The sequence below is a fragment of the Klebsiella sp. R445 genome (assembly GCF_051131755.1).
Classification (GTDB): Bacteria; Pseudomonadota; Gammaproteobacteria; order Enterobacterales; family Enterobacteriaceae; genus Klebsiella; species Klebsiella lignicola.
Genome location: NZ_CP180446.1, coordinates 347,573 through 367,956, shown reverse-complemented (window position 1 = coordinate 367,956; position 20,384 = coordinate 347,573). Strand labels below are relative to the sequence as shown.

Below are 20,384 nucleotides of genomic sequence, written 5' to 3'. Positions count from 1 at the left end.
ATTCTTGTCTAGCGAATGACATTTCTCTCACTTATCCGTCAGGTATGCGTATGCAACAACATGACTCAAGCGCGGTTCGCTCATTGACGTTTCACGACGTTCTGGCCCGCGAAGACTGGCAAAACCAGACCATTACCCACCTGAATCGCTTAACGGCCCACCCGACCTTTGCCAGCTGGCGCACGGTTGCCGACGCGCGGGACAACCGTGCTTCCGGGCGCCGTCATCTGCTCGATGGCCAGTGGCAGTTCTCCTACGCCCACAGCCCGTTTGCTGTCGATCCTCACTGGATCGAGCAGGATCTGGCGGATAGCCGTAGCACGCCGGTGCCGTCAAACTGGCAGATGGAAGGTTACGACGCGCCGATCTACACCAACGTTCGCTACCCTATCGACACCACTCCGCCACGGGTCCCGGAAGAGAACCCGACCGGCTGCTACTCCCTGAATTTTACCCTCGACCCGCAGTGGCAGGCCGAAGGTCAGACCCAGGTGATTTTCGACGGCGTTAACTCGGCATTTCACCTGTGGTGCAACGGCGAATGGGTGGGCTACTCCCAGGATAGCCGTCTGCCCGCCGCGTTCGACCTGACTCCTTATCTGAAGGCGGGCAATAACCGTCTGTGCGTGATGGTTCTGCGCTGGAGCGCCGGGACCTGGCTGGAAGATCAGGATATGTGGCGGATGAGCGGGATCTTCCGCTCGGTCTGGCTGCTCAACAAACCGCAGCAGCATCTGAGCGACGTCCAGCTCACCCCGCAGCTGGATGCCCTGTACCGCGAGGGTGAGCTGCTGGTTAATCTGACCATGAGCGCCCCTGCAGGCACTCTGGACCAACTGGTGGCCGAGGTCAGCCTGTGGGACGGCGAGCAGCAGGTCGCCAGCGCGCGTCAGCAGCCGGGTTCACCGGCGATCGATGAGCGCGGCAATTATGCTGAGCGCGCCCAGCTGCGCCTGGCGGTCGATCGCCCGGCCCTGTGGAGCGCCGAAACGCCGCACTGCTATCGCGCGGTGGTGGCGCTGTGGCGCGGCGACGAGCTGCTGGAAGCCGAAGCCTGGGATATCGGTTTTCGCAAGGTGGAGATCAACAACGGCCTGTTGCTGCTTAACGGCAAACCGCTGCTGATCCGCGGGGTCAACCGCCACGAGCATCATCACCAACGCGGCCAGGTGGTCACCGAAGCGGATATGCTGCAGGACATTCTGCTGATGAAGCAGCATAACTTTAACGCCGTGCGCTGCTCACACTATCCCAACGCCTCGCGCTGGTACGAGCTTTGCAACCGCTACGGCCTGTACGTGGTAGATGAAGCCAATATCGAAACCCACGGCATGGTGCCGATGAACCGCCTCTCCGACGATCCGGCGTGGCTCCCGGCCTTCAGCGCCCGCGTCAGCCGGATGCTGCAATGTAACCGCAATCATCCGTCGATCATCATCTGGTCGCTGGGCAATGAGTCCGGCGGCGGGTCAAATCATGAAGCAATGTACCACTGGCTGAAGCGCCAGGACCCGACGCGCCCGGTGCAGTACGAAGGCGGAGGTGCCGACAGCACCACCACCGATATCATCTGCCCGATGTACGCCCGTGTTGAGTATGATCAGCCGATCCCGGCGGTGCCGAAATGGGGCATTAAAAAGTGGATCAGCCTGCCCGGCGAACAGCGCCCGCTGATCCTCTGCGAATATGCGCACGCGATGGGCAACAGCCTCGGTAACTTTGCCGATTACTGGCAGGCCTTCCGCGACTACCCGCGTCTGCAGGGCGGTTTTATCTGGGACTGGGCCGATCAGGCGATTGAAAAAACCTTCGATGACGGCACCACCGGCTGGGCCTACGGCGGCGATTTTGGCGATAAGCCTAACGATCGCCAGTTCTGCATGAACGGGCTGGTCTTCCCGGATCGCCGCCCTCACCCTTCGCTGATTGAAGCGCAACATGCCCAGCAATATTTCCAGTTCGCTCTGCTGGAGCAATCTCCACTGCGGGTCAGCGTGGAGAGCGAATATCTGTTCCGCGCGACGGACAATGAACAGCTGCACTGGCAGGTGCAATGCGCTGGCGAAAGCGTTGCCAGCGGAAGCCTGGCCCTGAACCTTTCCCCACAGGGCCACGGCGAATTCACCCTCTGCGAGCAGCTGACGCTACCGACTGGTGCGAAAGAGGTGTGGCTGATGCTGGAAGTTCGCCAGCCGCAGGCGACTGCCTGGTCTGATGCCGGGCACCGGGTGGCCTGGGGGCAGTTCGCCCTCGCCGCTCCGCTGGTCTTACCCGCGCCAACCGCCAACGGCCCGGCGCCTGAGCTGGCGATCGCTGACCAGACCTTTACCGTCAGCCACGGTTCCCAGCAGTGGATTATCGATCGCCAGAGCGGTCTGTTAAGCCACTGGCAGGTCGAGGGCAAAGAGCAGTTGCTGACGCCGCTGAGCGATCAGTTCGTCCGCGCCCCGCTGGACAACGATATTGGCGTCAGCGAAGTGGAACGCATCGATCCCAACGCCTGGGTTGAGCGCTGGAAAAGCGCCGGGCTGTATCAGTTGGAAAGACGCTGCGTGTACTGCGAGGCACACCGTCTGGATCATGAGGTGATCGTCGACAGCCGCTGGCACTATCTGCGCGGCGATGAAGTGGTCATCGTCAGCCAATGGCGTATGACTTTTGACAGCACCGGCCAACTGCAGCTCTCGGTGAGCGGCGAGCGTGCAGGTACCCTGCCACCGCTGCCGCGCATCGGCCTTCATTTCCAGGTCGCCGACCAACAGACGCCGGTCTCGTGGCTCGGCTACGGGCCGCATGAAAACTACCCGGATCGCAAAAGCAGCGCCTGCTTCGCCCGCTGGCAGCTTCCGCTAGAGGAGATGACCACGCCGTATATCTTCCCAACGGAGAACGGCCTGCGTTGTGACAATAAAGCACTGGACTGGGGACGCTGGCACGTTGCGGGCAAGCGCTTCCACTTCTCGGTTCAGCCTTACAGCACCACCCAGTTAATGGAGACCGACCACTGGCACCGGATGACGCCAGAAAGCGGCGTCTGGATCACCCTCGACGGCCAGCATATGGGCGTCGGCGGGGATGATTCCTGGACACCGAGCGTGCTGCAGCAGTGGCTGCTGCTCGAGACACAATGGCAGTATCAGTTAGCGATTCATTTCCAGTAAAACAACAACGGGGGGCCTCGGCTCCCCATAATAAAAACAGTTATACCGGCATCATTCAGGATGTATTAGGCGGAAATCAGCTAAGAGCACAGGGACGGATGGGTTACTGTACGCCTACGGCGCAGTAGCTGGAATGATGATGACGAGTATAATAACAACGGAACATCTCTATGAAATTCTCTGAACTGGCGCCACGAGAACGGCATAATTATATCTACTTCCTGCTGTTCTTTTTCTTTTACTACTTCATTATGTCGGCCTACTTTCCCTTTTTTCCGGTATGGCTGGCGGACGTTAACCATTTAACTAAGACCGAGACCGGGATTGTCTTCTCCTCTATTTCGCTGTTCGCCATTATCTGCCAACCGATATTTGGCCTGATTTCGGACAAGCTCGGCCTGCGCAAACACCTGCTGTGGACCATCACGGTGTTATTAATTCTGTTCGCGCCGTTCTTTATCTTTGTGTTCTCGCCGCTGCTGCAGATGAATATTATCGCCGGGTCGCTGGTGGGTGGACTTTATCTGGGGATCGTCTTCTCCAGCGGCTCCGGTGCGGTAGAGGCCTACATCGAGCGCGTCAGTCGCGCCAACCGTTTTGAATACGGCAAGGTGCGGGTCGCCGGCTGCGTCGGCTGGGCGCTTTGTGCTTCCATCACCGGCATCCTGTTCGGCATTGACCCCAATATCACCTTCTGGATTGCCTCCGGCTTTGCGCTGGTGCTGGGGGTATTGCTGTGGTTTTCCCGTCCGGAGAGCAGCAACAGCGCTCAGGTAATGGATGCCTTAGGCGCCAACCGTCAGGCCTTTTCCTTGCGCGTAGCGGCAGAGCTGCTGCGGATGCCGCGCTTCTGGGGATTTATTATCTATGTGGTAGGGGTTGCCAGCGTCTATGACGTCTTCGACCAGCAGTTTGCCAACTTCTTTAAAGGCTTCTTCGCCGACCCGCAGCGCGGCACTGAAGTGTTTGGCTTTGTCACCACCGGCGGGGAGCTGCTCAATGCGCTGATTATGTTCTGCGCTCCCGCCATCGTAAACCGCATCGGGGCCAAAAACGCGCTGCTGACCGCCGGGATTATTATGTCGGTGCGTATTCTCGGATCGTCGTTTGCCACCTCGGCAATCGAAGTGGTGATATTAAAAATGCTGCATATGTTTGAAGTACCGTTCCTGCTGGTCGGGACCTTTAAATATATTTCGTCTGCATTTAACCCGAAACTGTCCGCCACCCTATTCCTGATTGGCTTTAACTTATCGAAGCAGCTCTCTGGCGTGGTGCTGTCTGCGTGGGTGGGCCGGATGTACGATACCGTCGGATTCCATCAGGCATACCTGATTCTGGGGTCGATTACGTTAGGGTTCACGGTGCTCTCGCTGTTCACCCTGAAAGGCAGTAAAACCTTGCTGCCGGCTACCGGCTATAACAACGCGACGTAGGTCGCAGACCGGCGGCCCGTTGCGATTAACGGGCCGACCGATTGGCCTTGCAGTGCTCAGCAAAGCGACTTTTTCATGCCTCTGCTCAGCGCCACTCGTTTGAGCTTGTCCGCGTCATCGTGAGACTCACTGAACACACCAAAAAAGTAGCGTTCGTCATCAATCGTTTGCGAGACGATCCGATAGCTCAGCGGCTGGCCGGATTTTGCACCATACTGTGCAGCAGTAACGGACAGCTCCGTCGCATTATCGGCGACGCTGACCAGCAGGCCATCAGCCCTTCCCCCCACCAGCATGACCTTAATTAACGGGTCCACCATGTTCCTCCTGGATGGGTCAATAAGTAATGTGTGATTGCCGACATCGTAGAGCATTTACGCTACCTTCAGTATATTCTTATAGTTCATACCAGCCTGAAATAAAAAATTGCGTTTTATAGCCTAAATAATTCGAGTGCTTCCAGGCGGCAAGGCCGTAAACCCCCAGGCGCTTACTCAGATAAGTGATACTGCGCTAAGCATTAATTATTGCTGGTAAAAGCTGGCGAATGATGAAGGAAAAAAGAGAAATTGTGAATCTTCATAAGTCTTATTTATCATGATTTCCGTTGCCCTGCCGCAGCCACTTCATCCTCAGCGAACACTCACAATAAGACCCAAGGAAATCCCCCGAGATGCACCATAGTCGCTTTGCCCTGCTCCCGTTACTCGCCGCGCTGGCCCTGCCAGCCTGGGCCCATGAGGCCACTATCAGCCGCGTTAAAACCGCCGAAAGCCAGCTTCAGGGCCGGGTTGGCTATGCTGAGCTGGATTTAACCACCGGCCGTTTACTGGCGGGCTACCGTGCGGACCAACGCTTTCCAATGATGAGCACCTTTAAGGTGTTGCTCTGCGGGGCGGTGCTGGCCCGGGTCGACAGCGGCGAGGAAAAACTCGATCGCCGGATCCACTACCGCCAGCAGGATCTGGTGGAATATTCTCCGCAAACCGAAAAGCACCTCGACGACGGACTTACCGTTGGTGAACTCTGCGCCGCCACTATTACGCTGAGCGATAACACCGCAGCAAACCTGCTGCTGACCGCCATCGGCGGCCCGCAGGGATTAACCGCGTTTCTACGCCGCAGCGGCGATCACACCTCACGGCTCGACCGCTGGGAGCCGGAGCTAAACGCTGCCGTGCCGGGCGACGTGCGCGATACCACCACCCCGCAGGCGATGGCCTCCACCCTGCGCCGTTTGTTAACCGGCGGCGTGCTTTCCGCTTCATCGCAACAGCAGTTACAGCGCTGGATGATCGATGATCAGGTCGCTGGCCCGCTGCTGCGCGCGTCGCTGCCGCCCGGCTGGTTTATCGCCGATAAAACCGGGGCCGGACAGCGCGGCTCACGCGGTATCATCGCCGCCCTCGGCCCGGACGGAAAACCGTCACGCATCGTGGTGATCTACCTCACCGACACCGACGCCACCATGGCGGCGCGCAATCAGCAGATTGCAGGGATCGGCGCCACGCTGGTCGAGAACTGGTCCGCAACGCCATAGCAGACAGCCAGACCGCAGGTGGTCCGGGCATAAAAAAGCCTCGCGATGCGAGGCCAGTCCGGGCAGCGGCGGCGAGGTTAGTCTTCCTCGTAACCTTCGAGGGCATCCTGGATGGCGTCCGCCAGCGAAGCGACTTCCTGCGCCACGTTGCGCAAATCCATCTGGCTACGAATACCGGAATTGGCGGTCGACGAAGAGACCGCTGCTTTCGAAATCTCCAATGCGGCCTGAACAGCAAGAAGACGCTTATGCTTTTCGATAGCCGTATCGCCGCTATCACCATCTAACTGAAAGTATTTATCTAACATATCGGTTCCTTCTCAGCCATTTCGTTGTCGAAGGCCATATTCTGGTCTAAACGGGCGAAAATAAACAGCTAAAAAAGATTAATTACAAAGAGTTATCTTTTCATTACTCGCAAAGCAGCCCAGGCCACCGCCATTTCTGGCTGGTGGCCTGTTCAAATGACGGCTTACGCGTTCAACCCACGGCTCTCCAGCATCGGCGCAATCTTAGGGTCGTGCCCGCGCCTCTGACGATAAAGTTCGGCTAAATCAGTGCTGTTGCCGCGGGATAAAATCGCTTCGCTCTGCCTCCTACCGAAAAAATTTATAGCCCACATATAAAAATCATTTATTTCCATAGCTTATATAAAGTTTTTTCTTCATTGCTAGAAAACAACCATGCATCAGCTAATATGAAATTAACCTGACCGTCAAAAGTCATGCATGCAGCCCCAAAAACAACAAACTCCCATGGGAATTAGAAATGAATGAAATAAGCAATATGATTAGCAAACTATTTGATTCCTCGAGCAGCATCATAAAAAACGCCATCCAACTCATTCCTGTTTTTATATTTCTTTCTTGCGTTTTACTTTGGCTTCATTTAAAGGGAATCTACCGACTAGATTTATTCATGCCTAGCATGACAAACATCGCCAATGTAGTCCCTGTAATTTTATCTTTTTTCCTGTACACTTTCAAACTATTGACCCCATCAATTCCATTACTACTAGTGCCTTTTTTATTTAGAAAAAACACTGAAGAAGACAACACACAATTACCAATCAGATTATCGCTAGTTATTTTATTAGCATTTACACTTTTCGCAATATCAATACCATCCATTGCATTTATTTTTAACATGAAAGGAATCAGCCCCGGTCATTATGTAATGACGACGCTAGCAATAAACGTAGTATTAACAACGCTCATTATTAAATTCATTATTGGATTTAACGAAAAACTAAAAATCCTGGCGTTAATAGTGATTATATGCACATCAATGAAAATTTCATTCCGGACCATTCAATCTCTTTTAGAACAAATTGTTGGCGCTCAAAAAAACACATTCATACCAATCACAATACTATTTATTATTTATATACTATGCATTTTCACGCCTGCCATTACATATATCTATTCGAGTATTAAAAACAACCACATCAATATAAAGCTTTTAGCTATGGCATTCATGCTCCTTATAGTTCCAATGTCTCTAATCAAAGAAGTTAACGCATATGCGATTGAAAAAACCATGATATCAATAGGTATTGCAGACTGGTGCGTGAACACTTACAGAGTAAATGGGACAAAATACTCAAGCGAAATTTTCCCTGCTGAACACTGGAATACTAAAAAAATAAAGGATAATAGCCATTTTTACATCAGTGCAACAGCCCCATTCAACCTCGGAGATAAAATTTTATTATGCCCAGAATATATAAACATAAATTACAGGTCTACCATGTTTATAAATTTCAATGAAAACAAGGAAGAAAAAAAAGTTTTCATGCGACTAGTCAGGAAGCAATTCCAAAGTTGCTTTATTTTTAACCCGTCGGATGTTAATAAATCCAATACAACATTTACCAATATACTTGACACTCGCCAACTACCACCTGTAGAGAAATGTATTTAATACTAATATCCCCATAACCTTCTACTCAACACAAACGCCTGCTGAAACTGAGACGATACCGAACTACTTTGCAGCAGGTCTACTACATCATTTCCGTCCGGCATATAGCTATCAGCGCTCTGGTTTGAGTATCAGTGGGTGGGTGCCAAATATAGTCGCAGGTACGGCCTTGTAGCAGCGAAATCCCCCTTATTCCTTCATATGGTAAGATCACCCTTCACCTCCTGAGAGGTCAAAAAATCGCCGGTGGCTCTCGCCATCGGTCACAGGTATAGCTTGAAGTTTTATGTTCCGAGTTTCCCCACTTGGCACCGGAAATTAAGTTGTCAGTCGCTCAAATTGTCGACTGGATAATGATGGCCGACGCTTGGTTCACAGGCCTGCGATAAACCGTAAAAAATGCTGGCCACCTTAAGTAACCAGCATTAGGCAGGCTTAGCGCCCGGTTCTGTTTTATTAGACAATCACTCTAAGCATTCAGCCCACGATTCTCCAGCATCGGCTCAATCTAGGGTCGTGCCCGCGCCACTGACGATAAAGTTCTGCTAAATCAGTGCTGTTGCCGCGGGACAAAATAGCTTCGCGGAAGCGCTGGCCGTTCTCGCGGGTCAGACCGCCGTGCTCCACAAACCACTGATAGCCGTCATCGGCCAGCATCTGGGTCCACAGATAGGCGTAATAGCCTGCCGCGTAGCCGCCGCCGAAGATATGCGAGAAATAGCTGCTGCGATAGCGCGGTGGCACCGCGGCAAGATCCATATGTTCCTCGCCTAAAGCCTGTGTTTCGAAGGCATCGACATCCTGCGGCACATTCGTTGACGCGAGGCGATGCCAGTGCATATCCAGCAGCGCTGCCGCCAGCAGTTCGCTCATGTCATAGCCTTTGTTAAACTTCGCGGCCCGCAACATGCTTTCACGTAGCGCATCCGGCATCGCCTCGCCGGTCTGGTAATGCCGGGCATAGCGGGCGAACACCTGCGGCTCGCTGGCCCAGTGTTCAAAGATCTGCGATGGAAACTCGACAAAATCGCGCGGCGTATTGGTGCCCGACAGGCTGGCGTAACGCTGGCTGGCAAACAGCCCGTGCAGGGCGTGGCCGAACTCATGGAACAAGGTGATGACATCATCCCATGACAGCAACGCGCTGTGGCCGGCTTTGGGCTTCTGATAGTTGCAGACGTTGTAGATCACCGGGTGCTGGGCCAGCAGCGTCGATTGTTCGACGAAAACGTCCATCCACGCTCCGCCGCTTTTCGAATCCCGCGAAAAATAGTCACCATAGAACAGCGCAATCCCTTCGCCGTTGGCGTCAAAGATTTCCCAGACCCGCACATCCGGGTGATACACCGGGATATCAAAACGTTCGACGAAGCGCAGGCCAAAGAGCTGCGAGGCGGTCCAGAACACACCATCCTGCAGGATGCGGTCGAGCGCAAAATAGGGTTTTAGCTGTGACTCATCGATGGCAAAACGGGCGCGGCGCACCTGCTCGGCGTAGTAATGCCAGTCCCATGCCTCGGCGGTAAAACCGCCCTCTTGGTGATCAATGATCTGTTGGATATCCGCCAGCTCCTGCTCCGCTCTCGCCCGCGCGGCAGGGGCAATCCGGCGCATAAAGGCCAATGCGGCCTCCGGCGTTCCCGCCATCTGATCGGCCATCGACCAACTGGCATAATCCGCCACGCCCAGCAGTTCTGCTTTGCGGGCGCGGATCTCCGCCAGACGCAGCACCAGCTCACGGGTATCGTTGGCATCGCCCTTCTGGTTTCGCTGCCAGCCGGCGGCAAACAGCTTCTCACGGGTCTGGCGCTGGCGTAACGCCAGCAGCGCCGGCTGTTGGGTGGTATTCACCAACGGCAGCAGCCAGCGGTCATTCAGTCCTTTATCGCGCGCTGCGTCGGCGGCTTCGGCAATCTCATCGTCGCTAAGTCCCGCTAACCGATCGCGGTCATCCAGCACCAGCCCCCCGGATTTTACCGCCGCCAGCAGCCGCTGCTGGAACTGGCTTTGCAGCGCCGCAGCCTGGGTATTCAGGGCCCGCAGCGCGGTTTTTTGCTCGGGTGCCAGCGTCGCGCCCGCCAGGGTGAAGCGTTGCCACGTCACCTCCAGCAGCCGCCGGGATTCGTCGTCGAGGGTCAGAGTATCGCGTTGCTGCCATATCTGCTGCACACGCTGGAACAGCGCATCGTTGAGCCAGATATCGTTGCCCAGCCCGGCCAGTTCGGCGGAGAACTGCTCATCAAGCGCCTGCAGCGTCGGGTTAGTATGCGCCCCGGCCATGGCAAAAAAGACCCGGGTGACGCGCGTCAGCAACTGCCCGCTTTGTTCAAGCGCCACCAGCGTATTGCCGAAATCTGCCGGCGCGGGATTATTCACAATGTCGGCGATCTCGTCGCGCTGGCGCCGTACCCCTTCATCAAAGGCCGGACGGTAATGCGTATCGTCAATCAGATCAAAACGCGGTGCCTGATAAGGCAGCAGGCTCATGCTTAAGAAAGGGTTGTTTTCGGCCATCATCATCTCCTGGACTCGGTTATCCAGTTAGATTAGGCAACGTGTTGATTAACCGCAATGATTTCCGCCTGCGGTCGCGATGTTCAGGCGGTCAGCGTAGCTTCAGAGCACAAAATAGAGCACAAAAGCGATCATCACCGCGCCGGTGACGCCAAGAATATCGAGTCCGGTACGGGTTATGGTCGCGTGAGTCGCAATGCTCTCTTCTTCGTCCCATTCATTCATCTGTCAATCTCCTGTCATCAAAAGCCCCGCCACAGCGGGCAGGTGTAATAGGGAATCCCCACCAAAAATGGCAGCCCAACGGGCGCGGCGCGCAGAATAGCAATCGGCAAAATGCCGCGATGATCAATTGATGCCATGAATGCCGCGCAGTTTATTTTTCGACAAAATCGCCCGAAAATGGCCCTCTGCCGCCGGCGTTATCAACCTTTTTCCGTCATCGCAATACCCTGTTTTGGAAACGTATTGCTCACGTGCTGAAGGTAGACGCCGTTTTCTTTTGTCGCTACAGTGCTGATGATATTGCCAGCCCTCTACAGTTGTGCGCGTGGTTCGGGGCTTAATGAGAAAATTGACAGGAGCGATGATGATTATTCTGGTTACCGGTGCAACCGCAGGTTTTGGTGAAAGTATGACTCGCCGTTTTATCGCCAACGGCCACAAAGTGATCGCCACCGGGCGTCGTGAAGAGCGACTGAAAACATTAAAAGATGAGCTCGGCGACAACCTTTATCCGGTGCAGTTGGACGTCCGCAACCGCGCCGCCATCGAAGAGATGATTGCCGGGCTGCCGGCGGAGTGGCAGGCCATCGATGTACTGGTCAATAACGCCGGTCTGGCGCTTGGTCTCGAGCCGGCGCACAAAGCCAGTGTCGAAGACTGGGAAGATATGATCGATACCAACAACAAAGGGCTGGTCTATATGACCCGTGCCGTTTTACCGGGTATGGTCGAGCGTAACCGCGGTCACATCATCAATATCGGCTCCACTGCCGGTAGCTGGCCTTATGCCGGCGGGAACGTCTACGGGGCGACCAAAGCCTTCGTCCGCCAGTTCAGCCTCAACCTGCGTACCGACCTGCACGGCACGGCGATCCGCGTGACCGATGTTGAACCAGGCCTGGTTGGCGGCACCGAGTTTTCTAACGTGCGCTTTAAAGGTGATGACAGCAAAGCCGGTAAAACTTACGAGAACACCCAGGCGCTGACGCCGGAAGATGTTACCGAAGCTGTATGGTGGGTCGCGAACCTGCCGGCGCATGTCAACATCAACACCCTGGAAATGATGCCGGTAAGCCAGAGCTTTGCCGGTCTGAGCGTTCATCGCGCAGGTTAAATCTCGCCACCCGGCCGCTTGACGGCCGGGTATGGGCTAACCGATAAAATACGCGTAAAATAACGCTTATAATCCACTAAAAGTAACCATCAATGGCCGCAGAATCGCAACTCAATCCGACACAACCTGTCAATCAGCAAATTTACCGCATCCTTCGCAGTGATATCGTCCACTGTTTGATCCCTCCGGGTACCCCGCTGTCTGAGAAAGAAGTGTCTGTGCGCTTTAATGTTTCACGCCAGCCGGTGCGCGAGGCGTTTATCAAGCTGGCCGAAAACGGCCTGATTCAGATCCGCCCGCAGCGCGGTAGCTACGTCAATAAAATCTCGCTGTCGCAGGTTCGCAACGGTTGCTTTGTCCGCCAGGCTATCGAATGTGCGGTAGTCCGCCGCGCCGCCGGGATGATCACCACCGAGCAAATCTACCAGCTTGAGCAAAATCTTACCCAGCAGCGTATCGCCGTTGAACGTCAGCAATTAAATGATTTCTTCCAGCTGGACGATGAATTTCATCAGAAGCTGTCGACGATTGCCGACTGCCAGCTCGCCTGGGATACGGTAGAGAATATTAAGGCGACGATTGACCGCGTGCGTTATATGAGCCTCGATCACGTCACCTCTCCGGATATGCTCCTGCGCCAGCACCATGAAATATTCCAGGCGCTGGAAAAACGTGATGTTGAGGCGGTGGGCAAGGCAATGAACATTCACCTGCACGAAATTAGTGAATCGGTGTTGTTAATTCGACAGGAAAATAGCGACTGGTTTAGCGAAGAATAATCACTTCTGGTGGCAGCAGGGACAATATCACCGCTGCCGCCGGTTTCCGAATGGCAATCCCTAACGTACTACCAGCACCGGAATTCTGGCATAGCGCAAAATGGACTCGGCGTTCGAGCCAAGCAGATGGGTAGACAGCCCCGGCGTGCGTGAGCCCACCACAATCACATCGAACTCATCGGCATTGCCGATCGCCACGATTTGATCGCGCACGTTGCCAAATACCACCCGGGAATGGATCCGCGAGGCGGGAATGGAAAACAGACGAGACAGAGCCTTCATTTTCTTCTGCGACTCCTCCTCCATAAAGGTTTCGAACTTTTTAATATCGGCGGAAAAACCGCGCAGAATAGAACGACTGCTGTTGGGTAACACGTTCAGTAAGGTAATTTCACCTTCACTCTGCGCTAAAAACTCTGCGTGACGTATCGCTTTATCACTCAAATCCATTTCGAACACATCGACAGGTAATAAAATTCTTTTATACATAGTCGGCACTCCTAATCCCGAGGATATTTATTTTTCACTGCAGCCATCATGCCACATTTATTTTAAACGCAGCACAAATAAGCCACTCGACGACCGGCAGAATCGTTAAAATAAACATCAATTATTTATAGTTAGCTCGACATAGTTAAAGATATGTATAGTCTATGCGCCCGATCATTATTTTCGCGGATGCACAGTAAAATATTGTGTACCGAAAGGTGTGAAGCTATTTGAAGGAAACTATCAGGACTAAGACAATAAGATGATGGAGTGGATTATTGCGCGTCATAGCAGTCTCACCACATAAACATGCCGCCAGGGACTGGCGGCATGGTAGACGAGATTATGCCTGTGCTTTAGCCCAGGCAGCGACGGTCTCTTTCGCGCCATGCGCTTGCAACGACAGCCAGGCATCGGTCACCGCATCGACAAAACGGCCTTCCTGCGGCAAATCGCAGCCAAAGATGGCGTCAATTCCCAGCAGAGCTTTCACACGTTCCGGCCCCTCAACGCTGTTCTGCACAACCTGCTGAATCACCGGCAGCAGCGGATCGCAAATTTCAATCGCCTGCCCCTGCTCATCAACACCACCGACGTAGCGCATCCAGCCCGCCACACCCATCGCCAGCAGAGTAAAGTCGCTGCCCTGCGCCAGATGCCAGCGAACCGAATCCAGCATACGCTGCGGCAGTTTCTGGCTGCCGTCCATGGCAATCTGCCAGGTACGGTGTTTCAGCGCCGGGTTACTGTAGCGATCGATCAGCAGCCCGGCGTAGCGCTGCAGGTCAACGCCCTGCACTTTTAATGTTGGCGCCTGCTCATTGAGCATTAAGGCCCGGGCTGCACGGCGATAGTGCTCATCCTGCATGCAGTCATTGATGTGCTGATATCCGGCCAGGTAGCCGAGATACGCCAGGAAGGAGTGGCTGCCGTTGAGCATGCGCAGCTTCATCTCTTCGAAAGGCACCACGTCGGCGACCAGCTCAGCCCCCGCCTTTTCCCATTGCGGACGGCCTGCGACGAAATTGTCCTCAATGACCCACTGACGGAAAGGTTCGCACGCTACGCCGGCAGGATCGCGCACGCCGGTCAGCTGTTCGATTTTCTCCAGGGTATCGGCGGTGACGGCCGGTACAATGCGGTCAACCATGGTGGACGGGAAAGTCACATTTTCCGCAATCCACGCCGCCAGTTCACCGTCGATAGCCCCCGCCAGTGCACAGACCACATTGCGCATCACGTGGCCGTTTTCCGGCATGTTGTCGCAGGACATCACGCTGAAGGCCGGCAAACCTGCCGCTTTACGCCGCGCCAGCGCTTCAACCACCACGCCCGGTGCCGATTGTGGCTGATGCGGGTTGCGAATATCTGCGGCAATAAGCGGATGATTCAACTGCAGTTCACCGGTGGCCGGTGAGTGGCAGTAGCCTTTTTCGGTAATGGTGAGCGAGACGATCGCCACCTGAGGTTCACACAGCTTCGCCAGCACGCTTTCGAGACCGTCGACCTCGGCGTGCATCGCCTGTTTAACCACGCCAACCACCCGCGCGGTCCAGGCATCGGCTGACATTTCGGCGACGGTGTACATCAGATCCTGATGTTGCAGATCGGCAATCTGCTGCTCACCGCCAATCAGGTTCACTTCGGTGTAACCCCAATCGCTGCCATGTTCCGCGGCCAGGATATCGGCGTAGACCGCCTGGTGGGCCCGGTGAAATGCGCCAAATCCCAGATGGACGATGCGCGACACCATTTTGCTGCGGTCGTAAGAAGGAAGCGTTGCCTTGGCTGTTAAAAGCGTGTTTTCCATGGTGACTCTCATTTTTATGATTACTAATCAACCATTCTCGAGGAGAATGCCTCTGTGAGGTAAACCATCTCATGCAATTGGTATGACATCTTTGATTTCCATCAACTACCATACAAGAAGATTTGTCGCGTTTACCCTTCGGCGCATATTCCGCCAGCATGGTGCCGGCGCGAGAATACCCACCTGGGCATAGGTCGGCAGAATACCAATCAGGGAGGTGCAGATCCCCGTTCCGATGAGAGATATGACGAAAGAAACCCTACCTGTTTACCGGATCTATTTTTTACTGAACATTTGCAATAACAACAACATTTCCAGAAAAACGGCCTGCTGTTGGATTCGATGCTGACAACCTCGATGCAATAGTCGCACTCTTGAAATCGTTAACAGCAATAACCGGTGATTCACTACCTTCGATGGTTACCGTTGAGGTGATCCCATTACCAAGCTCTACAGGATGATTCAGGAGCCTGAATTTCACTGCTGCTGGCTTTGTGCATCGTAGGGTAACGGTAGTCGTTTTCGTGTGCCCGTTAACTTCTGTATCAAGTAGAGTTCCATGATCTAGTATATTTCCCCCCATGATTTCGAGGTCGCATTTTGCTGGGTCAGGTATTTGTGGAATATTACTGCAAGATAACGGATCTGGCATAACATCGGTTTCTGTGAAGGTCGTAGAAAGACTCACGCGTGTCACTACGGTACATACTCTTACGAGTGAATAATAAACCGCTGGTGTATAATGCGCCCATACTCCCGTTCCATTTACACCAGCAGTTTTACCATATTCTTCTGCCAGAGTTATCCACGTATCTTCTGGTTTTATTCTTATCATGGTTCTACCACCACCATACATTGTATCCCAGTAATCCCGATAAGAGGTTTCTTGAGCATCACCATATTCGCGACCCTGCACCGCAGGCCCATAATATTTATACCCATCGTCGTAGGGGTGTAAACCCGTTGGGTAACTTGCACTAGAATCTATTGTGGACCACGTCACGGACAGATTCGACAGAAGAGCGTGTTTATCCATCATAAAGGCATCCATCACTATAAGCCTTGGCTCAGCATGGAGTGACTTCATAAGCGGTAACATCGTAAGCAGAAAAACAGTGAATGTAATATTTTTATTTTTCATCATTGATATCGATTTTGATTAAAAATCATCACGTAGCATTTTATTAAACAGCGCCATCGCTATTTCCTGAATTATATTCTAAGGAAGGCTGTCCGTCTGAAATAATGTTGCCACACCGGAAACTCGTGATATGCCATATTTTAATATTCTACTGCACAGCAGCGGCCACCCTCATTTTACTCGCCCGATTTGCTCTCATCTACCTTGCAAGTCGTGCCAGTACAATGGAAGGTCAGCGCAATTTGGTGGCCGTAGTCATTCACATAAGCCAGCACTGGTTTCTCTCCCAACGCGGAAATGGAAACATCCAGGCTGGCACTGCTTTTGGGAGAGATAACCACAGGAGTAAAACCCTGTAAAACAGTCCCACCTTTCTTCGTATTTGCTGCTGCCAGAGTTATAAAATAAGGTGTTGAATTATTAACAATATATGAGGTGCCATTTTTAGTCAGAGTAAGACCCTCCTGAAACGACATAGCCTGCGGTTTAACAGCTATCACTTCAGGGCGATAAAACATCTTTATGCGAGTCTGTAACTTGATTTGCACAACATTTTCTTTGTCGCTTTCCGGAGGAACTCCAAGCAGGTTCAGGTAGAACAGCGTTTCCCGGTCCTTTGGCAACTGGTTGACAGCTGGCATCGCCTGTATTTTCAGTTGTACCTGACCTTTGGGTTCAATGCTCTGCTCCGGCGGTAGAACGACAAACGCACTCTTGTTATGCAGTTTTTCGCCCTGTTCGTCTTCTAGCCACGCCTGGGCCTGATATGGGATTGCCAGATCCTTGTTGAACATATCCAGGGTCACCGATTGCACATTGCCAGGAAAGACAATACGGGTTCTATCGAGTGAAATTGTCGCCTGCACGGACGGAGCCAATACAAACGCCACTGAATTGGCTAACAATGCCATCAAAAAAAAACATTTTGTTGTCATAATTTCATCCCTTTTTAATTATATACTGAACTGGCATCCATTGTGTTATGCATCAGTCTTTTAACATCAAAATGTACACTTCAAGAAAATAACCGTTCATATCGGTGACTAGCGTTTCACCGCAAATTTTTGACCATGCTAAATGGATTTCGCATTTGATTTAAACGTTCATAATACTTTGAACTACTGGAGTTTTTTATAATTCCTTACTCATGATTAATGAATGCGTAATTTATCCTCAAACCCTTATATTTAAAAGATGTTCTTGATCAAAAAAGATATTTCAAAACAAAAGACCTTTCACTTAACTCTTAAATAAACTGATGCCACTTCGCCGTTGGCAAAACCTGTTTTTATAGGGATAGATGCTGTAATGCTTAAAAAGCGCGCCCCAAGACCTTCGCAAAATCGGTCAGGCCATCATAGGCGTGCAGCACAGGAAGTCTGCTGAAAGGTGTTTCTCTACATAGTCATTTGTCGGTGAAGGAAACCCCAATTTGTTGCCCTCTATTGATAACTGTATAAAAACACAGTATAAGCACTGTATGCATAACCAATAAAGAGGAACTCTGTGATGTTTGTAGAACTCGTTTATGACAAGCGTAATTTCGAGGGGTTAGTAGGTGCTCGCGAGTCCATACTTAACGAACTGACAAAGCGAATGAACAAGATCTTTCCTGATGCAGATGTCCGGGTAAAGCCAATGATGACGCTGCCAGCAATCAATACCGATGCCAGCAAACACGAAAAGGAACAGATCAGCCGGGTTGTCCAGGAGATGTTTGAAGAGGCTGACATGTGGATGGTGGAGGAGTGATTGAAATTGCGAATGTAATTGTCTCGGGGTTACGTTGACCTGCTCCCCGTTGATTAAGACACTTCAATATTAGTCATACATTTGCAGTTCTCAATGCGAGCGACAGAAACCCATGCATTTTTAAATACTTATAATCTGTGATATATTAACAGGTTAGGTCAAAAAGGGTATTTATGAAAAAAATTATGTGCGCCATTGTATTAAACGTTTCTGTCTTTCCTGCAGTTGCGAACACCGCAATCGAATTATCCTGCCCGCAACGGCAGGATGTTACCATTTCACGGTTCAGGTACGGACTTTCAACTATGAAATGGGACGATCATTTTATTGTTGCTTCTGGTGTGAAAAAAGATGTGACAGATAACCAAATTCCTTTTCGGATAACACATTTCGTTAACGGGGATACTCTGCTGTTCTTTCCGGATAATCAAAAATACATCCTCCTGTATGCAGGTGAGGATAATGCAGACAGATGCAAATTAATCCAAACGTCAACCTACCCGATAGCAACGTTACCGTACAACAAATCAAACTCTTGAGGCACATGCTAGCAAAAATTCATTTCAGAAAAGCTTTCTGGTTATCACAGGGTGGATCAATCAGGAAATTATCGAAGTAAAAGGCTTCTCTACCGATTAGCCCCCCTGCTTACGACGATGTGACAAGGGTATTGATGCAATGCATCTCGCGAATACCCCTGTCGTATCGCCGAAAAGTAAAAACCCGCTCAAAGGCGGGTCATTTGGAGTTATTATCTTCAGGCGAGATACTCCGTAATTCGAAGCATACAGGGCACTTTGCTGAGTTACTTCCTCAGAATCTGTCCAACGTCTATTCGATTTCCATCCGGATCAGCGAAAACAAATGCCCGAATGCCGTATTCTTTATCTTGTATGCCTTTGATAATTTTGGCACCGATATTCTGACATTGGGAATAAAATGCATTTGCGTCATCTACAAGAAGGTGCGCGACGGGAAAGGAAGGCGCTTTGTGCTGTGGTTGAAGAGTCAAATGTAGCTCAGCGTCTTCACGCTTTAATATCATAAAGCCCACAGGGTCCCCATTTGCAAAAACATCATTGAAACTCAGTCCATTGACGTAGAACTCACTGGAAATTTTGATGTTTTTTACTGGTATTACGGCTGCTATACGACCAAATCTAACGGGATGCTGCATGATCAACCTCGTGGTTGTTAATCAATAGCATAGCGATGGGCGGTGCCGTAGCTAAGCAACTGGGCGGTGCCAGGTTAATGATAAATTTATGATATTTTCTTCATAAATGGAAATAAAATTTTTAAGTGCAGTGAAAAATACGCATACGCTAACTATCTGTCAGCTTAGTTTCACCCCAGTGTGGTAAAAGTATCAAATCAGTGACCGGGGAACATTGATACAATCTTGTTTGTAGCACGATTTGACTCTCTGCCAGATGGTAGAAAACATGGCAGGCAATCTGTCTGCCGATACCAAAGATCAGCACATTTACATAATGCTTTCCACAGTGCGTTACTTCAGGTGCACTGAGAAACTCATAGAGTCTGTTAACTCAGACATTCGTGCATACAGTCAATGAATACTTTCATCGCGGGGCTTATTGTTCTGCCTGCATGGTGAGCACAAAGTGCGGTAATTGACAATGGGATAGAAGAGAAAGGAAGCTCTTTCAGTTCACCTGATTCGAGCTCACGCGACACGCTGAATCGTGGTAAAAATGAAATGCCAAGATTTCCTGCCACGCATTTTTTTATGCTCTCAATACTCCAGAGTTCAATTGTGTTCTCTAACGTGATCTTTCTTTCACGAAGAGTGGATTCGAAAATCTGCCTGAAAACACATTGAGGTTCATTGATAATGAAACTTACCGGGATATGCTGCTCGCCCTGCGTAAAATCGAAATCCACCAACTGGGGGGATGCTACCAGCACCAGTTCTTGTTGTCCGAAATATTCCATATGCAATGCGTCATCATGACCAACGCGGTAAAAAACCCCCAGATCTGTATTATCGTTCAGCAACGAGTCTCTGATTGCATAACAGTTAACCGACTGCAGAGACAGGCGAACTTTGGGCGCTTTTATCCTGAATAATCGGAGAACATCGGGCATTTTATAGGCAAGTAGTGTTTCTCCGACCATCACACGTAATTCACCGGCAATCTCTTCCTCACTGGTAGATATCTGACGCATTCCTTCAAGTATGCGCGTCAGCTCCCGAACTCTTGGCAGAAGCAATTTCCCTGCGGGTGTGAGCGCCATTCGCCTGCCCACTTTTTCGAAAACCTGGTACGACAGTTCCTGTTCAAGTTGTTGAATCTGAAAAGTAACGGTTGACTGGGTGCAGCAAAGTTTGCGGGCGGCCTGAGCAAATGAACCTTCTTCAACCACCGTTTTAAAGGTGATGAAACGACGCAGATCCATAAAACCTCCTCACACATAAACATCGATATATTGAAATTGTGACATCAAAAACATTCGCTTTTTTGAATGTATATAGGTG

General features: G+C 51.6%; 17 protein-coding genes and 3 pseudogenes. 8 read left to right on the top strand and 12 right to left on the bottom strand.

From position 1 onward, the window contains the following. Positions 1 to 50 precede the first annotated feature (50 nt). Positions 51 to 3,161: a beta-galactosidase gene (locus ACMYSN_RS01725; protein ID WP_462496757.1), complete on the top strand. Its 3,111-nt coding sequence runs from the start codon at positions 51 to 53 to the stop codon at positions 3,159 to 3,161. A 170-nt stretch (positions 3,162 to 3,331) separates the two neighbouring features. Beyond that, entirely contained in the window at positions 3,332 to 4,597 is a 1,266-nt protein-coding gene (locus ACMYSN_RS01720; protein WP_462496756.1) for an MFS transporter, read from the top strand. Positions 4,598 to 4,653: 56 nt separating this feature from the next. On the opposite strand, the gene ACMYSN_RS01715 is transcribed toward ACMYSN_RS01720, so the two are convergent. Further along, positions 4,654 to 4,914: a hypothetical protein gene (locus ACMYSN_RS01715; protein WP_174509397.1), complete on the bottom strand. Its 261-nt coding sequence runs from the start codon at positions 4,912 to 4,914 to the stop codon at positions 4,654 to 4,656. A gap of 356 nt (positions 4,915 to 5,270) precedes the next feature. Between ACMYSN_RS01715 and bla the strand changes: the two genes are divergently transcribed. Further along, positions 5,271 to 6,137 carry a serine hydrolase family protein gene (gene bla, locus ACMYSN_RS01710; RefSeq protein WP_462496755.1) on the top strand — a complete coding sequence of 289 codons (867 nt, stop codon included), beginning with the start codon at positions 5,271 to 5,273 and terminating at the stop codon, positions 6,135 to 6,137. Positions 6,138 to 6,214: 77 nt separating this feature from the next. Here bla and ACMYSN_RS01705 read toward each other — a convergent pair whose 3' ends face one another. Together ACMYSN_RS01705 and ACMYSN_RS01700 are read right to left on the bottom strand one after the other, a co-directional pair. Continuing rightward, positions 6,215 to 6,445, bottom strand: coding sequence for a hypothetical protein (locus ACMYSN_RS01705; protein WP_123754483.1), 231 nt, complete (start codon positions 6,443 to 6,445; stop codon positions 6,215 to 6,217). Positions 6,446 to 6,609: 164 nt separating this feature from the next. Then, positions 6,610 to 6,780 (bottom strand): annotated as a pseudogene (locus tag ACMYSN_RS01700) (hypothetical protein); the annotation flags it as partial. Positions 6,781 to 6,905: 125 nt separating this feature from the next. Here ACMYSN_RS01700 and ACMYSN_RS01695 point away from each other — a divergent pair. Then, complete coding sequence (locus ACMYSN_RS01695; RefSeq protein WP_462496754.1) at positions 6,906 to 8,060, top strand: hypothetical protein; 1,155 nt, start codon at positions 6,906 to 6,908, stop codon at positions 8,058 to 8,060. 469 nt (positions 8,061 to 8,529) lie between these two features. Here the strand turns inward: ACMYSN_RS01695 and dcp are convergent. Together dcp and ACMYSN_RS01685 are read right to left on the bottom strand one after the other, a co-directional pair. Next, positions 8,530 to 10,574: pseudogene (gene dcp / locus ACMYSN_RS01690) on the bottom strand (peptidyl-dipeptidase Dcp). 102 nt (positions 10,575 to 10,676) lie between these two features. After that, entirely contained in the window at positions 10,677 to 10,799 is a 123-nt protein-coding gene (locus ACMYSN_RS01685) for a hypothetical protein (protein ID WP_255417649.1), read from the bottom strand. Positions 10,800 to 11,163: 364 nt separating this feature from the next. Here ACMYSN_RS01685 and ydfG point away from each other — a divergent pair, with 364 nt between their 5' ends. Beyond that, a complete protein-coding gene (gene ydfG, locus ACMYSN_RS01680; RefSeq protein WP_123754485.1) occupies positions 11,164 to 11,913 on the top strand; it encodes a bifunctional NADP-dependent 3-hydroxy acid dehydrogenase/3-hydroxypropionate dehydrogenase YdfG in 750 nt (249 codons plus the stop codon). A 92-nt stretch (positions 11,914 to 12,005) separates the two neighbouring features. Further along, positions 12,006 to 12,692 carry a GntR family transcriptional regulator gene (locus ACMYSN_RS01675; protein WP_462496753.1) on the top strand — a complete coding sequence of 229 codons (687 nt, stop codon included), beginning with the start codon at positions 12,006 to 12,008 and terminating at the stop codon, positions 12,690 to 12,692. A gap of 60 nt (positions 12,693 to 12,752) precedes the next feature. On the opposite strand, the gene ACMYSN_RS01670 is transcribed toward ACMYSN_RS01675, so the two are convergent. The 5 genes and pseudogenes from ACMYSN_RS01670 to ACMYSN_RS01650 form a co-directional block, all read right to left on the bottom strand. Beyond that, positions 12,753 to 13,181 carry an adenine nucleotide alpha hydrolase family protein gene (locus ACMYSN_RS01670; protein ID WP_462496752.1) on the bottom strand — a complete coding sequence of 143 codons (429 nt, stop codon included), beginning with the start codon at positions 13,179 to 13,181 and terminating at the stop codon, positions 12,753 to 12,755. A gap of 343 nt (positions 13,182 to 13,524) precedes the next feature. Further along, a complete protein-coding gene (locus tag ACMYSN_RS01665; RefSeq protein ID WP_462496751.1) occupies positions 13,525 to 14,991 on the bottom strand; it encodes a mannitol dehydrogenase family protein in 1,467 nt (488 codons plus the stop codon). Positions 14,992 to 15,064: 73 nt separating this feature from the next. Further along, positions 15,065 to 15,237 (bottom strand): annotated as a pseudogene (locus ACMYSN_RS01660) (MFS transporter); the annotation flags it as partial. Positions 15,238 to 15,274: 37 nt separating this feature from the next. Beyond that, complete coding sequence (locus ACMYSN_RS01655) at positions 15,275 to 16,135, bottom strand: hypothetical protein (RefSeq protein WP_462496750.1); 861 nt, start codon at positions 16,133 to 16,135, stop codon at positions 15,275 to 15,277. Between the two features lie 173 nt (positions 16,136 to 16,308). Then, positions 16,309 to 17,067 (bottom strand): fimbria/pilus periplasmic chaperone, encoded by a 759-nt coding sequence (locus ACMYSN_RS01650; RefSeq protein ID WP_462496749.1) that lies wholly within the window; start codon positions 17,065 to 17,067, stop codon positions 16,309 to 16,311. A 574-nt stretch (positions 17,068 to 17,641) separates the two neighbouring features. Here ACMYSN_RS01650 and ACMYSN_RS01645 point away from each other — a divergent pair. Next, positions 17,642 to 17,884: a DinI family protein gene (locus tag ACMYSN_RS01645; RefSeq protein WP_462496748.1), complete on the top strand. Its 243-nt coding sequence runs from the start codon at positions 17,642 to 17,644 to the stop codon at positions 17,882 to 17,884. 173 nt (positions 17,885 to 18,057) lie between these two features. After that, the gene (locus ACMYSN_RS01640; protein WP_462496747.1) at positions 18,058 to 18,423 is read left to right on the top strand and encodes a P-loop NTPase family protein; all 366 of its coding nucleotides are present in this window, start codon (positions 18,058 to 18,060) and stop codon (positions 18,421 to 18,423) included. Between the two features lie 266 nt (positions 18,424 to 18,689). On the opposite strand, the gene ACMYSN_RS01635 is transcribed toward ACMYSN_RS01640, so the two are convergent. Beyond that, positions 18,690 to 19,061 carry a VOC family protein gene (locus ACMYSN_RS01635; RefSeq protein ID WP_462496746.1) on the bottom strand — a complete coding sequence of 124 codons (372 nt, stop codon included), beginning with the start codon at positions 19,059 to 19,061 and terminating at the stop codon, positions 18,690 to 18,692. A gap of 368 nt (positions 19,062 to 19,429) precedes the next feature. Continuing rightward, complete coding sequence (locus tag ACMYSN_RS01630) at positions 19,430 to 20,305, bottom strand: LysR family transcriptional regulator (protein ID WP_462496745.1); 876 nt, start codon at positions 20,303 to 20,305, stop codon at positions 19,430 to 19,432. Between the last annotated feature and the right edge of the window lie 79 nt (positions 20,306 to 20,384).